At 44.1% G+C, this 16,217-nt stretch carries 11 protein-coding genes; 1 reads left to right on the top strand and 10 read right to left on the bottom strand.

From position 1 onward, the window contains the following. From ftsW to mraZ, 9 genes are read right to left on the bottom strand one after another with little or no spacing between them, the layout of a single operon-like run. Entirely contained in the window at positions 1-1,173 is a 1,173-nt protein-coding gene (gene ftsW / locus AAEU28_RS17625; RefSeq protein ID WP_421965315.1) for a cell division protein FtsW, read from the bottom strand. Beyond that, positions 1,173-2,498, bottom strand: coding sequence for a UDP-N-acetylmuramoyl-L-alanine--D-glutamate ligase (gene murD, locus AAEU28_RS17620; RefSeq protein WP_421965284.1), 1,326 nt, complete (start codon positions 2,496-2,498; stop codon positions 1,173-1,175). Before murD ends, ftsW begins: the two co-directional genes overlap by 1 nt. Next, the gene (mraY, locus tag AAEU28_RS17615) at positions 2,499-3,581 is read right to left on the bottom strand and encodes a phospho-N-acetylmuramoyl-pentapeptide-transferase (RefSeq protein WP_421965283.1); all 1,083 of its coding nucleotides are present in this window, start codon (positions 3,579-3,581) and stop codon (positions 2,499-2,501) included. Then, positions 3,575-4,978 (bottom strand): UDP-N-acetylmuramoyl-tripeptide--D-alanyl-D-alanine ligase, encoded by a 1,404-nt coding sequence (locus AAEU28_RS17610; RefSeq protein ID WP_421965282.1) that lies wholly within the window; start codon positions 4,976-4,978, stop codon positions 3,575-3,577. Before AAEU28_RS17610 ends, mraY begins: the two co-directional genes overlap by 7 nt. Further along, a complete protein-coding gene (locus AAEU28_RS17605; protein WP_421965281.1) occupies positions 4,975-6,459 on the bottom strand; it encodes a UDP-N-acetylmuramoyl-L-alanyl-D-glutamate--2,6-diaminopimelate ligase in 1,485 nt (494 codons plus the stop codon). Before AAEU28_RS17605 ends, AAEU28_RS17610 begins: the two co-directional genes overlap by 4 nt. After that, the gene (locus AAEU28_RS17600; RefSeq protein ID WP_421965280.1) at positions 6,449-8,260 is read right to left on the bottom strand and encodes a peptidoglycan D,D-transpeptidase FtsI family protein; all 1,812 of its coding nucleotides are present in this window, start codon (positions 8,258-8,260) and stop codon (positions 6,449-6,451) included. The genes AAEU28_RS17605 and AAEU28_RS17600 overlap by 11 nt, the downstream gene beginning before the upstream one ends. Then, positions 8,257-8,580 carry a cell division protein FtsL gene (ftsL, locus tag AAEU28_RS17595; RefSeq protein ID WP_349284722.1) on the bottom strand — a complete coding sequence of 108 codons (324 nt, stop codon included), beginning with the start codon at positions 8,578-8,580 and terminating at the stop codon, positions 8,257-8,259. The genes AAEU28_RS17600 and ftsL overlap by 4 nt, the downstream gene beginning before the upstream one ends. Continuing rightward, the gene (gene rsmH / locus AAEU28_RS17590) at positions 8,580-9,515 is read right to left on the bottom strand and encodes a 16S rRNA (cytosine(1402)-N(4))-methyltransferase RsmH (protein ID WP_421965279.1); all 936 of its coding nucleotides are present in this window, start codon (positions 9,513-9,515) and stop codon (positions 8,580-8,582) included. The genes ftsL and rsmH overlap by 1 nt, the downstream gene beginning before the upstream one ends. Before the next feature lie 24 nt (positions 9,516-9,539). Further along, positions 9,540-9,998, bottom strand: a complete 459-nt coding sequence (mraZ, locus tag AAEU28_RS17585; RefSeq protein ID WP_058028651.1) for a division/cell wall cluster transcriptional repressor MraZ — start codon at positions 9,996-9,998, stop codon at positions 9,540-9,542. Between the two features lie 480 nt (positions 9,999-10,478). On the opposite strand from mraZ, the gene AAEU28_RS17580 reads away from it, so the two are divergent. After that, on the top strand, positions 10,479-13,448 hold the full coding sequence (locus tag AAEU28_RS17580) for an EAL domain-containing protein (RefSeq protein ID WP_421965278.1): 2,970 nt from the start codon (positions 10,479-10,481) through the stop codon (positions 13,446-13,448). A gap of 35 nt (positions 13,449-13,483) precedes the next feature. Here the strand turns inward: AAEU28_RS17580 and AAEU28_RS17575 are convergent, their stop codons facing one another. Further along, the gene (locus tag AAEU28_RS17575; protein WP_421965277.1) at positions 13,484-16,204 is read right to left on the bottom strand and encodes an ATP-binding protein; all 2,721 of its coding nucleotides are present in this window, start codon (positions 16,202-16,204) and stop codon (positions 13,484-13,486) included. Between the last annotated feature and the right edge of the window lie 13 nt (positions 16,205-16,217).

The raw sequence follows: 16,217 nt of genomic DNA, 5'->3' as shown, positions 1-16,217 counted from the left end.
TCATCGTCGCCCACTCCTCGCCGTTGCTTGTCGGCTCGATAACTTGGTTTCAAAATCAATACGCTGCAGCACACCCGCTGCAATCACCATAATTAAAAAGCTCGAGCCGCCATAAGATACAAACGGCAAAGTTAAGCCTTTGGTTGGCAAAATGCCGGCACTTGCACCAATGTTCACCATGGTTTGAAACGCAAACCAAATACCTATGGCCAGCGCAAAATAGCCTTCATATTCTTTACCATGCTTTAATGCTTTCTGGCCGATTAATAAGGCCCTAAATACCAAAACACCAAGCAAGAGTAAGATACTGGTTACACCGACAAAGCCCAGCTCCTCAGCGATAACGGCAAAAATAAAATCGTTATGCGCCTCAGGTAAATACTGCAGCTTCTGCACACTATTACCTAGGCCTTGGCCAAACCAACCACCTTGACTGTAAGCCATTAATGACTGTACTAACTGATAACCAGCTCCAAATGGGTCATCCCAAGGGTCTAAAAAGCCAGTAACACGTCGCCAGCGGTAGGGTTCAAAGACTATCAGTACCACTATCAAACCAATTCCCGTTAAGATCAGCATAAAAAACTGCCATAACTTTGCGCCGGCTAAAAACAACAACCCCACTGTCGTTACAAACATGACCACTACGGTGCCTAAATCTGGCTGCTTTAAAATCAGTAATGCATACACAGCAAAAACCGCTATGGGCTTAGCAAAGCCTTTTAAGTTTTCTTGTACTTCTTCGCGCTTACGAACCAAATAACCGGCGATATAACTAAAGAAAAACAGTTTGGCTGCCTCAGCAACCTGAAAACCAATCGGGCCGATGGGGATCCAACGTTTTGAACCATTCACCTCTCGGCCAATGACTAATACTAAACACAGTAAAAATAAGCCGAAGAATAGTAGATACGGATTACATTTCTTCCACCAATCCATGGGCACGCTAGTGCTAAACCAAAAACAAATAAAACCTAATGCTAAGAACACCCCATGGCGCATTGCGATACCATAAGGGTTGCTATAAAGTCGTTCAGCTACTGGCATAGAAGCACTGGTCACCATCACAAAACCGATACCGATTAAACACAGCATGGCGTACAGCAAAGGCACATCAAAAAGTGCATTTGACTGTTTTGGGGTGAGTTGCATTCTCAGCTCAGCAAACGTCATCATGGTGCAAGCTCCGCTACGGCTTTACAAAATGCTTCACCGCGCACCATATAATTCGGGAACATATCAATACTTGCACAAGCCGGTGCTAATAACACTGCATCGCCGTTTTGTGCCAGTGACTGCGCCTTTAGAATGGCTTGCTGTAAATCAGCAACTAAGTGGCTTTGTTCGTGTAATGGTAAAAACTTTGCACCATCTTGACCAAAACAAATCACGGCTCGACAAGCTGTATGCAATGGCTCACGTAAAGGCGATAAATCAGCCCCTTTGGCATCACCACCTGCGATAAGCACGATTTTGTTTACATCATCTTTTAAGCTTTCCAGTGCAGCGACCGTCGCGCCTACGTTGGTCGCTTTAGAGTCATTAAAGTATTTAACCCCAGCGACATCAGCCACTAACTGACAACGGTGTGCAAGGCCTGTGAAGTTTTTAAATGCTGTTGCAAATGCCGCTTTATCAATGTTAAGTGGCTCAAGTAATGCCATCACAGCCAACGCATTAAACTGATTATGTTTACCCACCATAGTCAAGCTAGAGACAGGTAAAACAGGCTGTTGATGTGCGGCGAAATACAAATCACCATCATGTGTTTGTAGGCAATAATCGGCTTGCGCTAATGCCACACTCACACCGATACCTGCATTGGCCAGTGTATTATTGTCTATAGCATTGAACACCACGTGCTTGGCATGTTGATAAATTCGCTGCTTCGCTTGGCAATAGGCGGCGAAGTCTGGATAACGATCCATATGATCTTCAGTAACATTTAAGATCATGGCACTGGTACAAACTAGACTTTGTGTGGTTTCGAGCTGAAAACTCGATAATTCTAAGACAAACACATCAAAATCTTGCTCAAGCAAATCTAGCGCAGCGGTACCAATATTGCCACCTAACCCCACTTTGTAACCGGCTTCTTTAAGCACTTCAGTGGCAAGACTCACAACCGTCGATTTACCATTTGAGCCAGTTACTGCGATGACAGGCTTTGTGTTTAAGCGAGCAAACAACTCGATGTCACCAATCACTTCAACGCCTTGTGCTATTGCCTCGGCGACACTTTGCTCAAATAATGCAATGCCAGGGCTGATAACGATTAAATCAGCGCTCGGTAAACTCGCCTGTGCCAACGAGCCAAACACCGCCTCACAATCAGGGGCATTATCAGCAAGCCACTGCGAACCAGGCGGCACAGCACGGCTGTCGACCACGCGTGGCGTAATACCGTGAGACAGTAAAAAACGCACAATGCCCAGACCAGTAATTCCCAGTCCGAGCACAGTGATGTTCTTATTTTTTAACTCATTTAAATACTGCATTTATCTGATCTTCAGCGTTGCCAATCCAGCGAGTACTAACACAATCGAAATGATCCAAAAGCGCACGATCACGCGCGGCTCCGGCCAACCCTTTAATTCATAATGGTGGTGGATCGGTGCCATTCTAAAAATGCGCTGACCACGTAGTTTGTATGAACCGACCTGCAAAATGACCGACAGCGCCTCCATCACAAACACCCCACCCATAATCAACAGCACAAGCTCTTGACGTACTAAAATCGCGATAATACCCAGTGCACCACCTAGCGCCAATGACCCCACATCGCCCATAAATACTTGTGCTGGATAAGTGTTAAACCATAAGAAGCCTAGGCCCGCGCCAACAATGGCGGTACACACCACGACCAGCTCACTGGCCAGTGGTAAATGCGGTAAATGTAAGTACTCTGAGAAATTCGCGTTACCTGTTAGATAGGCAATAATCGCAAGCGCTGAAGCCACTAAAATAGTCGGAACAATCGCCAAGCCATCAAGGCCATCGGTGAGGTTTACCGCATTAGATGTACCGACAATCACAAAATAGCTCATGACCAAATAGAAAATGCCAAGTTGCGGCATCACTTCTTTTAAGAAAGGCACAACTAGCACGGTTTCATTTGGGTCTAGTGACGTGAAATATAAGAAGCTCGCCACAGCCATAGCGATCACCGACTGCCAGAAATATTTCCAACGAGCGATTAGGCCTTTTGAATCTTTGCGGATCACTTTGCGATAGTCATCAACAAAACCAACAACGCCCAAGCTACCTAAAACAAAGAGCGTCACCCACACGTATTTATTGCTTAAGTCGCCCCACATTAAAGTGCTGGTAAAAATGGCGCCTAAGATCAACACCCCACCCATGGTCGGCGTACCAGACTTAGATAAATGTGACTCTGGACCGTCATCACGCACCGTTTGACCAATTTGCATACGCTGAAGTGCGCGGATCAAAATCGGACCGAAATAAAGCGATAACAATAACGCGGTTAAAATACCTAAAATCGCACGCAGCGTTAGGTAAGAAAAGACGTTAAAGCCACTGTAATACTGGGTTAAATATTCAGCCAACCACACTAACATGCTGATACTCCATCTGTGGCTGCTTGTTCACCACTTGTTGTTATTAATTCTTCTACTAGTAATTCCATTCGCGCACTGCGAGAGCCTTTTACTATCACAGTACATGGACCATTTTGCGCCGCTAAAGTTTGATTAATTGCGGCCAATAAGTGCGGACGCGTTGAAAAGTGCCTGTCGGCAATTTCAAACACATCACTGCTATAACGACTCAGTACCCCTAAGGTAAATAACGCATCGATACCTTGCTGTTTGGCATACTCGCCGACTTCTTGATGATACTCACGAGCATGTTCACCAAGCTCCCCCATATCACCAAGCGCAAACACCTTATAGCCCGGCATTTTAGTCAATAAATCGATTGCCGCTTTGACCGAGCGCACATTGGCATTGTAGGTATCGTCAATCACGGTTAAGTTTTCGTTGACCTTAATAAGGTTCACACGACCTTTAACTGCGCTCATACTCTCAAGCGCCGCAGCCACCTCATTCAGGCTAGCGCCTAGCTCAGTTGTGAGGGCCGCTGCAATTAAAGCATTGGTGACATTGTGCTCACCCGGTAACGCCAGCGTCACAGGTACTTTTTGCTCACCATCACAAAGCAAGAAGCTGGCGTGAGCGGTGTCGTTTAAAGTCACTTGCTCAGCCCAAATATCTAGCTGTTCATGGCTGGCAATGCGTTTGATGCGCTTATCAAACATGCTGCTATCCCACATCTGGCGAAACTCAGGATTAATATCGCAATTAAAAACGGCACAACCATTTGCTTTTAATCCAGAGAAAATCTCACCTTTGGCCTGCGCCACACCTTCAATTGAACCAAAACCTTCAATGTGCGCTGGTGCAACATTACAAATTGCAGCGACGTCAGGCCTAGTCATTTGCGTCGTATAGGCAATCTCGCCAATATGGTTTGCGCCAAGTTCAATCACCGCATATTCGTCGTCTTCAGACAAACGAATTAACGTCAGCGGCACGCCAATGTCGTTATTAAAATTGCCATTGGTTGCCAGTACTTTGCCTTTTTGCGACAAAATCGCTGCGCACATTTCTTTCACTGTGGTTTTACCCACACTACCCGTAATAGCAATGGTTTTTGGCGCTACTTGTGCCATTACGGCAGCACCGATATGCCCTAAAGCTAACCGAGTATCGGCTACCACAAACTGAGGAATATCGCATTCCACTGGTTTATCTACAATCGCTGCTATGGCGCCTTTTTCATACGCTTGCTGGACGAATTTATGACCATCAAAATTTGGTCCTTTCAGCGCTAAAAACACCTCATCATTTTTTATTGTTCTGGTGTCGGTATTAATATTGCTGACTGATAAATTCTCGCCACAACTTACTGGGGTGTTTAATACGGCTGTAAGCCAAGCAAAATCCATTGTGATCATGCTTTATCCCCTTTTAAAATTTTCATTACCCATGCTCTGTCACAGAAGGTGATCGTTTGATCACCGATAATTTGATAATCTTCGTGTCCCTTGCCAGCTACCAGTACCACGCCTGAAGCTGATGTGTGCTCAACTGCATAGGCAATGGCTTTAGCTCGGTCAGGTTGGCAGTAAGCATACTCAGGTTGACTGAGCCCAGCCTTAACGTCTGCGATAATATCGTCGGGATTTTCACTGCGCGGGTTGTCGCTGGTGATCACCAGCTTATCAGCGTTTTGCTCAGCCGCTTGCGCCATCATAGGACGCTTACCTTTATCGCGATCGCCACCACAGCCAAACACACAAGTCACCTGACCAGGTACATGTTGCTGAAGTGCTTGTAACGCCAAAGCCAGCGCATCTGGGGTGTGGGCATAATCAACCACGCACGTTGGTTTGCCTTCAACCGAAAACGCCTGCATACGACCCGCAACCGGTTTTAGTGAAGAAACCGCATTACACAATGCCACAAAGTCATACCCTTCAACCAAAAGTGCAGCCATCGCAGCCGCTAGGTTATAAAGATTAAATTGACCAAATAGCGGTACATTAATGGTCGCTTCCCCCCAAGAAGTGGAGAGCGTTGCACGAATGCCAGTTTGATGGCATTCAACCTCATCAAACCAAACAAACTGCGTAAAATTGTGTGCCGTTGGTTTTTTGCCATATACCACTAGATTGCTAAAACTAGATTGTGCGATCCAGCTTTGGGCAACTGCATCGTCATGATTTAAAACACAGTGTTTTGGCATACAGTCAGTAAACAGCAAGCGCTTTGCTTGTGCATAACTGTGCATGTCACCGTGATAATCTAAATGGTCACGAGACAGATTGGTAAAAACCGCCGTACTAAACTGTGTTTCTTTTACACGGCCTTGGACTAAACCATGAGACGACACCTCGATAGCTGCTAATTGATTATGCTCTGCAAGGGTTGCAAAAATACGCTGTAAGTCGACAGCCGACGGAGTTGTATTTTGCAGTGGCGTTAAGTCATCTACTTTGCCATAACCTAAAGTACCGACAACCGCAGCCGGCACATTAATGGCATCTGCAAGCGCTGCTATCATGGCTGTCGTGGTTGACTTACCATTAGTGCCTGTTACACCCATTACTTTTAAGCGCTCGGTCGGACTCTGATAATAAGTTTTGGCAATTTCAGCAATGCGCTCAGCCAAATTCTCAACCGGGATCAACAAACCTAGGCTTTGATCTAGTGCCGTAAAACTCGTTGCATCAACCAAAACACAGCTAGCGCCATTTTTAAAAGCCGCCGAAATAAAGTTTTCGCCATTACTTACATGGCCTTTAATGGCAATAAATACATCATCGGCTTTCACAACACGGCTATCGAGCTGTAAGTCAGCAGTTTGTGTGGGGATCTTTGCCTCAGAAGGTTCAATGTTTAACGCTGCTAATGTGTGAGATAAATTAAAGCGCATCTTTTTTCTCCGACAAATAAGCAACGCGGCCTTTATCAGGTGCCACATTCAAAATACGTAATGCGTTCGACATGATTTCTGCAAATGCAGGGCCTGCCGTTTGGCCACCGTAATAAACATCACCGCCAGGCTCATTGATCATCACCACCACAGCTAAACGTGGGTTCGTAACTGGGGCAACACCGGCAAAATAACCGACATATTCATCACCATACCCACCTGCTACTGCTTTCTCAGAAGTACCGGTTTTACCTGCTGCACGGTAGCCATCGACTTTGACGTTTGCCGCAGTACCGCCTTTTTCAAATACGGACTCCATCATATCCACAACCGCTTTGACGTCTTCTTCTTTAAATAGACGCTCACCTTCTGGCGGCGTATCTTGCTTTAGGATGGTTAATGGACGAGAAATTCCGCCTGCGCCAAATGTGGCGTATAAACGCGCCACTTGTGCGGTGCTCACTGAGACCGCATAGCCGTATGATAAAGTTGCAATTTCAAAATCTGACCAACGACGATTTGGGTAAAAAAGACCACTACTCTCACCCACCATCATGGTGCCTGTATCTTCACCAAAGCCTACTTTTTGATATAAACCAACGAGATACTCTTTAGGTAGCATTTGACTAATTTTAGCCACGCCCATATTCGATGATACTTTAAGAATTTCTCTCAGGGTCATTTCACCATGATTACGCTCATCTTTAACTAAGCTGCCACCTAGGCGCATCCAACCCGGAAAGGTATTGATGGTGTCATCGGCTTCAATCACATCATGATCAAGCCCCGCTAACACAGCCAACGGTTTAAGGGTTGAGCCGGGCTCAAATAAATCTGTAATGGCACGATTTCGGCGTTTGTAAGGGTGTGCATCGCGCATATCATTCGGATTGAAGCTTGGACTGTTTACCATAGCAAGTACTTCACCGGTTTTTACATCTACCACCATGGCAGAGCCTGAAGTAGCTTGATAGCTCAGTACCGCACTTTTTAAGGCTTTATAAGCAATTGCCTGAATACGTAAATCAATGCTGAGTTGAACATCTTCTGGCTCAACGCGTTGCTCTTCGGATAATACTTGGATCTCACGACCACGGGCGTCTTTACGAATGGTTCTTTTACCTTCAGCACCTGTAAGGGCATTCTCAAATAGCTTTTCGATGCCTTCGATGCCTTTACCATCAATATTGGTGAAACCCAGCACATGTGCGGTGACTTCACCACTCGGATAGTAACGTTTTGATTCGTCTAGTAAGTGAATACCTGGCAATTTTAATTGACTGATATAACTTGCAACTGCAGGCGTGACTTGGCGCTTTAAATAGACAAATCGGCGCGCAGGATTGTCACGTAGACGCTCATCCACTTCTTCGTGATCAATTTGTAATACGTCTGCAAGCTCGCGCCAACGAATATCATTGTCATACCGTACTTGCTTGCGGTATGTCATTTCTTCTTCATTTTCAGCCAGCGCTTTATGATCTTCTTTATTTTTACGCGCAGCACGAATTACTCTTTTACCAAGCGCTTTATCGAGGGCAAGCGGATCGGCATACACACTCACAACGGGCACACTGACAGCGAGCTCTTTGCCATTTCTGTCAAAAATCATGCCGCGTTGCACTTTTAGAGTTTCAACACGTACCGTGCGTTTTGTACTTTCTTCACGAGCATGATCGGGCTCAATCACTTGCAAGTAAGCAGCACGAGCCATCAGCGTTAAAAAAACCATGACTAACACAGTACACACCAGTGCAAAGCGCCAAGTTATGAGTGTTTTTGAGCTATTGGCTTTTTTCATGGCAACACCACCACTTGCTCATCTTTACTGGTTGGGCGCTTCATTTCTAGCTGCGTGGTTGCCACTTCTTCGATGCGAGCATGTTGCGAATAGAATTCTTCTTCAACCAGTAAGTAACGCCATTGCAAGTCCAATTCGTCACGCTCTTGTAAGAGTTTGTCCTGCTGGATCACTTGCTGACGAGATAGATAAGTGACTTGTACAACCCCCAAAGCCGAAGCAAAGATACAAATAAGCAAAAAGCCCGTTAGCTTATTCGCTAAAAGGCCTGCAAATATCTCATTAAACAGCTTAGGCTGTCGGCTTTGTGGTTTATTCATTATAGTTTTTGCGCTACTCGCAATACTGAGCTACGTGATCTTGGGTTAGCAGCTATTTCCTCAGCAGTTGGTTTTATGGCTTTACCCAACGCCTTCAGTGTCAGGTTTTTATTCAACTGCGCTTCCGTTAATGGCAAGCCACGCGGGACAGCCTCACCTTTACTTTGTTTCTTGATGAACTGCTTAACGATGCGATCTTCCAAAGAGTGGAATGAGATCACCACCAAACGACCGCCCGGCTTTAATACCGAAAGCGACGATTGTAATGCCGTTTGAATTTCTTCTAACTCACTGTTGATGTAAATGCGAATTGCTTGGAAAGTGCGCGTTGCTGGGTGCTTGTGCTTATCTTTCACAGGCACTGCTTCATCGACTAAATCAGCCAGCTGCTTTGTGGTGGTGATAGGAGTTTCGTCGCGGGTTTCAACAATTTTATGCGCTATGCGACGGCCAAACTTTTCTTCACCATATTTCTTGATCACAAACGCGATGTCTTCAAGCTCAGCCTCGGCTAACCACTGCGCGGCACTGCGGCCAGACGTGGGATCCATACGCATATCAAGTGGACCATCTTTCATAAAGCTGAAACCACGATCAGCATCATCCAATTGCGGTGAAGAAACGCCAATATCTAATAAAATGCCATCGACTTGGCCCAGAATACCCGCTTCTGTTGCCACTGCTTCGATGTTTGAGAAACGCGTATGGGCGATATTAAAACGGGTATCGTCAGCAAATTTCTTAGAGGCTTCGATCGCCTGCGGATCTTGATCAATAGCCTGTAAACGACCTTGTTCGCCCAAACGACTTAGAATTTGACCCGAATGGCCGCCTCGGCCAAATGTGCCATCGATATAGGTACCATCGGCTTTGATATCTAACGCGTCTAACGTTTCATTCATCAAAACTGATACATGGGTAAATTGCGCAGTCATGCGTTATGTAAGCCTTTTTGTTTGCTAAAGCGAAAAGTTTTCAAATTCAGGGGTCATCTCAAAGTCACCTGCACGCTCAATTTCTGTATCAAGCTGCATTTGCTGGTGCCATTTCGACTCATCCCAAATCTCAAATTTATTTAATAGCCCTATGAGCATGATCTTTTTCCCCAAACCTGCGTAGTTACGTAATGCCGGAGAAAGTAAAATGCGGCCATTCTTATCTAATTGGTACTCAGTGGCGTGCCCGACCAGCATACGCTGCAATCGACGCGCTCTTGGATTCATACTGGAGAGCTTTACAAGTCGAGCGGCAATTTCATCCCACTCGCTGCGAGGGTATAACCAAAGGCATGGTTCGTTAATCGCAATAGTGCAAATCAGCGAGCCCTGCTCTTCAGACAAAAGCGGTTGCCGATACTTAGTTGGTATCGCAAATCGACCTTTATCATCCAAATTTAGCGCACTTGCACCTGAAAACATGGAGCAACCAACCTTATCGTATTTTTAACCCTTTAGATCCAATTTGATCCACAAAAAACCACTTTTTCCCACAACTGCACAGTCTATGACTTGACGAGTATTTTTGTCAAGCCGAAAACTAAGCCGAAAATATCAAAAAACCCAGATAAAATGCGGCTTTGCTGAAAGCCTATGAAATGCTTGAGAAAACCCGAAAAGGGAGGAATAAAACTTTTTGATAACAAAAAATTCATCTATTTTTCGCACTATAAGAATTTTATAAGCATGACTTTTCGACTGGCTGTGACGTGCAAAATGTGTTTCATCTTCTTGTACAAGGAGTAATCAGTTAAATTCATCGCTAAACTTGGCGCTAGACTGGATTTTTTATACAATTAAGAGTCTTGCTGTTGTAAATCACCGAGCGTTATTATTTTAAATTTATCAATACCACGTCGCTTTAATCGCTTACTCTTTTTGCTTTGCCTACCAGGCTTAGCCGTGATCCTCTTTCAGTTACTTGAAGAACGTACGGATATTTTAAAAGAGCATGAGCAACAAGCGCGTGCGCTCGCATTACAGATCTCACAGCTGCAACGTGCCGATCTCAATGCAACCAGAAGGTTACTTTCCCAATTGGCGAAACATGATGAACTGTTGAAAGCCAATAATGGCCAATGCAGTAGCCTGCTTACTCATGCCAGTTTGATCACCCCTAACATTGCCAATATTGGTTTGATAGATCTGAATGGTGATGTGTTATGCACAGTAAAAAATACCAATCAAAGCATAAACATAAAAGACAGGCGTTATTTTCAAAACGCTTTAAACACACAGCAGTTCGCGATTGGTCAGTTTCAGGTTGATCGTTCTATTAACCGTTTAACCGTCAATTTTGCGATGCCTGTTTTTGATAATCACGGTAACTTAACTCATATACTTGCTGTAGCTAAATTACTAGAGCAATGGAGTCAAAGCCTAAACCAGTTGACTCTGCCAGCTAATTCTCAAGCGATTATTACCGATGTTGATCACAAAATTGTTGCCAATTATCCGTTTGACTATGCTCAACTCGGCCAGCCTGCCAATGAACATTGGCCCAATATGCACTTTCAAGGGGTATTACAATTTGAAGCCCCAACTGGTGAGCGCAGAATTTACCTGCGACAACACATAGTCGAAAGCAATTCGAACAGTCAGCTTACGCTACATTTATCTATTCCATTTGAGCATGCTATTGCCGCTGCAAATCGCAAAGTTAGCCTGATCTTTACTTTATTTATTGCCGCGCTGTTACTTATGTTTTGGCAAGCACGTAAACAGCTCAATAAGGTGCTCCTACAACCCTTAAAATCACTCCAAAATGCACTAGATGCTTTTGCGAAAGGAAACAAAACTCGCTTTCAACAAACTGGCTTATCTCCTGAGTTTAAAAGTATCGCGAGCAATTTTGAAAATATGGCAACCCAAAGGCTCACCGCTGAGAATGCGCTCGCACATAAACATGCCGAATTAGCTAGCCTGATCCAGGCGTTACCCGATACCTATTTGCGTATTGATAACGAAGGTAAAGTATTGGCGTCAAATGTCACCTTTTCGAGCCCGCCCAAGCATATACTCGATCTATTGCCTCAGCACTGCTGTGATCAATTACTTAACACCTTACAAAATCATTCTCTCAGTGACACAAATCAATTTGAATTTACTGCGCAGGTTGATGGCAATCTGCATACCTTTGAAGCACGAACCAACCTATTAGATACCCACCAGCAAGCCATTATCGTGCTGCGCGATATTACAGCACGTAAGCAACAAGAAGAAGCAATGAAGTTGGCAGCCATGGTGTATAAGAACTCGAGTGAGGGAATGACCATCACCGACGCTAACGGTATTATTCTGGATGTGAACCCCTCTTTCGAAAAAGTCACCGGCTACTCTAAAGCTGAAGTATTGGGTAAAAATACCGCATTACTGGGCTCAGGAAAGCATACTCAGCAGTTTTATGATGACATGTGGCAGCAGATCCAATCTAAAGGGGCGTGGCAAGGTGAAATTATTAATAAACGCAAAAATGGCGAGCTATTTACCGAATGGCTTACCATTAACTCTGTTTATGATGATTCAGGTATCCCTTACCGAAGAGTCGCCATTTTCACTGATATTAGTGAGAAAAAGCGTCAAGATGAATTGATTTGGCGTCGTACTCATTTCGACCAACTCACCGAACTAGCGAACCGCCTAGAACTGAAACGTCATTTAAAGCAGCAGCTCAGTGAAGGGGCTTCATTGGCCATCTTGTTACTCGATCTCGATCACTTCAAAGATATTAACGACAGTTTAGGTCATTATCATGGCGACAAGCTACTAAGGGAAGTTGCTAATCGACTCAACCAACTGGCTGGTAAATGTAGTTTAATTTCTCGTATTGGTGGCGATGAGTTTGTCTTAGTGATTTCTGAAAGTCCCCAACATGAGCACCTGATGCAAATAGCTGAGCAAGTGCTTACATTGTTAAAGTCAGCTATTTATCTTGATAATGAAGCTTGCCATATTAGTGCGAGTGTCGGCATTGCAACCGCGCCTAAAGATGGTAACAGCAGCGGCCTACTGCTCAAAGCAGCAGATCAAGCCATGTATTTGGCTAAGCAACAAGGGCGTAACGGCTTTGCCTTTTTTGACGCTCAGATGCGTCAGGCCACTGAACAACGCATGCAGCTACTGAAAGATTTACGTATTGCGATACAAAAGCAGCAATTTGAGCTGTATTATCAGCCTATCGTTGAGATGTCATCACGAAAGGCAGTCAAAGCCGAAGCCCTGATCAGATGGCAGCACCCAAATAAGGGCATTATAAGTCCAGCGATGTTTATTCCGCTTGCTGAAGAAACACAACTTATATTAGAAATTGGCGAATTTATTTTTGCATCAGCTTGTCGTACTCAAAAGAAACTCATATCTGCAGCACAGCAAGTACAACTGAGTATTAACGTCTCACCGATACAGTTTTCTTCTAAACATAGCCGTTTAGTTGATTGGAAAACACACCTTGATGAGCTGTCTTTAAATGCTGAGCAATTTGTCATTGAAATCACTGAAGGCTTAATGATGAACGCCCAACAGCGTACCCAGTCGCGTTTAAATCAATTATCAAAGCAAGGTTTTGCTTTAGCACTCGATGACTTTGGTACTGGTTATTCGTCGTTGGCTTATTTAAAGCAGATGGATACCGATTTTATTAAAATCGATAAGCGCTTTGTGGATGGCATTGCTGAAAGCCCTGATGATCTTGCGCTATGCGAAGCCATGATCATGATGGCACATCAACTGGGCTTAAAGGTGATTGCTGAAGGCATTGAAACCGAAGCGCAACACCTGCAATTGCTTGCTGCAGGCTGTGATTATGGTCAGGGCTATTATTACGCTAAACCAATGCCCGAAAAAGCTTATTTAGACTTTATGAAAGGTGCTTAAAACAGCTTCAGTAAAAAACTAAATACAAAATATGATTAAGAGTCTAAAAGTCGCTTAAGCAAACTCATCAAGCCGTCTATCTCTATCGGCTTACCTAGATGAGCGGTAAAACCTGAGCTCAGATACGTTTTAACATCTTGCTCCATTACATTGGCTGTCAAAGCAACGATGGGCAATTTAGGGAGTTGCTCTTTGATTATCTGGCAGGCCTGCACACCATCCATTTCAGGCATTTGAATGTCCATCAGCACTAAATCATAATGCTGGTTTGTCGCCATCTGAGTTGCTTGCAAGCCATTTTCAGCAAAGTCTATGCTCGCTTGTGTTGGTGCCAGCATTGCATTTATGACCAAGCGGTTTACCTGATTATCTTCCGCGACCAAGATCTTATACTCTTGCAGATCAGGGAGATCTGCATGTACTTCTGCTGTTTCATTAACCTGCTCAGCAGGTATTTTTGTTAGCGGTAAAACAACCTCAAAACTGCTGCCATGGTGAAGCTGGCTCGACACAGAGATCTCTCCCCCCATTAAACCAACTAGCTGTTTAGAAATAGATAAACCGAGCCCTGTACCGCCATACTTTCTTGTTGTAGACGCATCAGCTTGCTCAAAACGATTAAAGAGACGTGCTATTTGCTCGTCACTAAGCCCTATTCCAGTGTCTTTCACTGTAATGACAACCTGATCATCACCCACCTCTGAAACAGTGACTTTGACCTCTCCATCTGAAGTAAACTTAATGGCGTTTGAAATAATATTCTCAAGCACCTGCTTAATACGTGTGCTATCACCTTGTCTAAATAACCAAACTTCAGATGCTATCTCAATATTTAACTGCAGCTCTTTTGCTTTTGCTGCTCGAGATTGGTTTCTGATCACTTGATCAATTAAACTTTTTATCGACAGCGGTGCACTCTCTATCGAGACCTTACCCGCTTCTAGCTTAGAGAAGTCAAGAATGTCATTTAATATCGCTAATAATGATCGACTTGAACCCAGCGCACTGGCCACCAGTTCATGGTGTTTCTCACTTAATGCCGTTTTTAGTAATAGTTGCAAAGTACCCAGGATCCCATTCATTGGCGTACGAATTTCATGGCTCATATTTGCCAAAAATTCACTCTTCACTTTATCAGCTTGCTTTAGTTCAACCACTAGCTCTTCTAGTTGTGCCGTTTGCTTATCGACACGCACTCTTAGCTGCTCATTAAACCCTGCTAAAATCATAGTAAATGACATGCCTAATGCGGCAACTATCAGTCCTATGGTAAGGGTTAACCAACTTAACCAGTCTTTGTTGTTGTTCTCAAAGGTCTCGGTACTTTCAAAACTCAGCTTCCAACTGCGACCAAACCAATCTATTTGATATTCTGTGGTAAAGTGCAAATCATGTAGATCATGCTTAACTTCTGGCGTATAGCTATACCAAGTGTCTTGCTTTGATAAATCACTTAAAGTGTAACTAAAGCTATGTTTATATCGGCTGGTTGATAAAACGCGTTCAACGATAACATCAATTTCAAGTACCACTTCACTCAACCCCAATAACTTATCAGGGTCATTTTTATCAAAAACAGGAAAGTACACCACATTCCCTGTCGCCTTATTCGTTTGTTGCGCTAGCACTAATGGCGCTGTTGCGATGGGCGTTTTTTGCTTTATCGCTTTTGCCGCAGCCGACCCCGCAATGGGGTGGCTCATGACATCTAAACCAATTGCTGGCGCATTGACTTTATATGGGGCTATCAAGCTAATAGGTAATAAAATATCTTCAATCTCATTGCTGCCGGGGGCTTGTTTGATTTTTGCATCTGCAATGCCTGACTGCGCCAGAGACTTTTGCCAAGCAACAAGATTTTCGGTTCGAACAAAATCAACCCAGCCTAAGGCGCGATATAACTCAAAATCGTCACTTAAAAAGTGGCTGTAATGCTCAAACTCATCAATGCTCATCGCATGACCCGTTTGCATTAATACTCCAAGTGCTTTGAGGTCATTCTCTACTGAGTTTTTTAATAGCTGCATAGAGACGAGCTTTTGCTCAGTAATATTCACAAAGCGCCCATATAAATTGTCATAGTAAACACTGCGCGAATAATTAAAGGTCCAACATACCGTGATGAACAATAAACATGCTGACGCTAAAATCCATGATTTGTGGCTGACTTCTGTATAGCGATGGCTTTTAAATAAAAAAGTACATAGCGGTAGGAAAAATAATACACCAACGGTATCGCCTACCCACCAGGTAAACCATACAAATAGTAGACTATCTGAATGGATAAAACCCTGTTGTAATAAGCTCCATGCGCCGAAAGAAGACGATACAATACTGGCGATAGGCCCGGCTAATAAGAGCGCTTTAATAAGTGTTTCTGCATTTTGAAAATTCAGCGGAAAACGGCAAAAGCGCTTCATTAAAGAATAAGCAAAAATACACTGCAGTACGGCTGCGGCACTACGTAAAGCATTCCAAAGGATATTTGAGAAATCAAAGGGGACACCAAAAAAACCTGAATTATATAAGTTTGCTAATAGTGTCCCGAAGAATAATGGCAGGAGTGAAAATCGACCAAACGCCAACAGGCAGGCAACAGACCAACCCGCTGCGGGCCAGATCGCACTTGCAAAACCGGGCTCTATATTGAACAGTGTGCCAAACAGACCCAATACAAAGCAGCTAATGGTAATACCTAAAAAATACCCACTTTTGATTGTAAAGGGAGCGTCTTGTATACCCTCAGCTTTCAGCATAACCATAAATACA

Source organism: Pseudoalteromonas sp. SS15, from assembly GCF_049257195.1.
GTDB lineage: Bacteria > Pseudomonadota > Gammaproteobacteria > Enterobacterales > Alteromonadaceae > Pseudoalteromonas.
This window is presented reverse-complemented; position numbering and strand designations above follow the sequence as displayed.

Coding starts and splice junctions, on each gene's coding strand:
- ftsW (WP_421965315.1), bottom strand. CDS start 1,173: ATGACGTTTGCTGAGCTGAGAATGCAACTCACCCCAAAACAGTCAAAT.
- murD (WP_421965284.1), bottom strand. CDS start 2,498: ATGCAGTATTTAAATGAGTTAAAAAATAAGAACATCACTGTGCTCGGA.
- mraY (WP_421965283.1), bottom strand. CDS start 3,581: ATGTTAGTGTGGTTGGCTGAATATTTAACCCAGTATTACAGTGGCTTT.
- AAEU28_RS17610 (WP_421965282.1), bottom strand. CDS start 4,978: ATGATCACAATGGATTTTGCTTGGCTTACAGCCGTATTAAACACCCCA.
- AAEU28_RS17605 (WP_421965281.1), bottom strand. CDS start 6,459: ATGCGCTTTAATTTATCTCACACATTAGCAGCGTTAAACATTGAACCT.
- AAEU28_RS17600 (WP_421965280.1), bottom strand. CDS start 8,260: ATGAAAAAAGCCAATAGCTCAAAAACACTCATAACTTGGCGCTTTGCA.
- ftsL (WP_349284722.1), bottom strand. CDS start 8,580: ATGAATAAACCACAAAGCCGACAGCCTAAGCTGTTTAATGAGATATTT.
- rsmH (WP_421965279.1), bottom strand. CDS start 9,515: ATGACTGCGCAATTTACCCATGTATCAGTTTTGATGAATGAAACGTTA.
- mraZ (WP_058028651.1), bottom strand. CDS start 9,998: ATGTTTTCAGGTGCAAGTGCGCTAAATTTGGATGATAAAGGTCGATTT.
- AAEU28_RS17575 (WP_421965277.1), bottom strand. CDS start 16,204: ATGCTGAAAGCTGAGGGTATACAAGACGCTCCCTTTACAATCAAAAGT.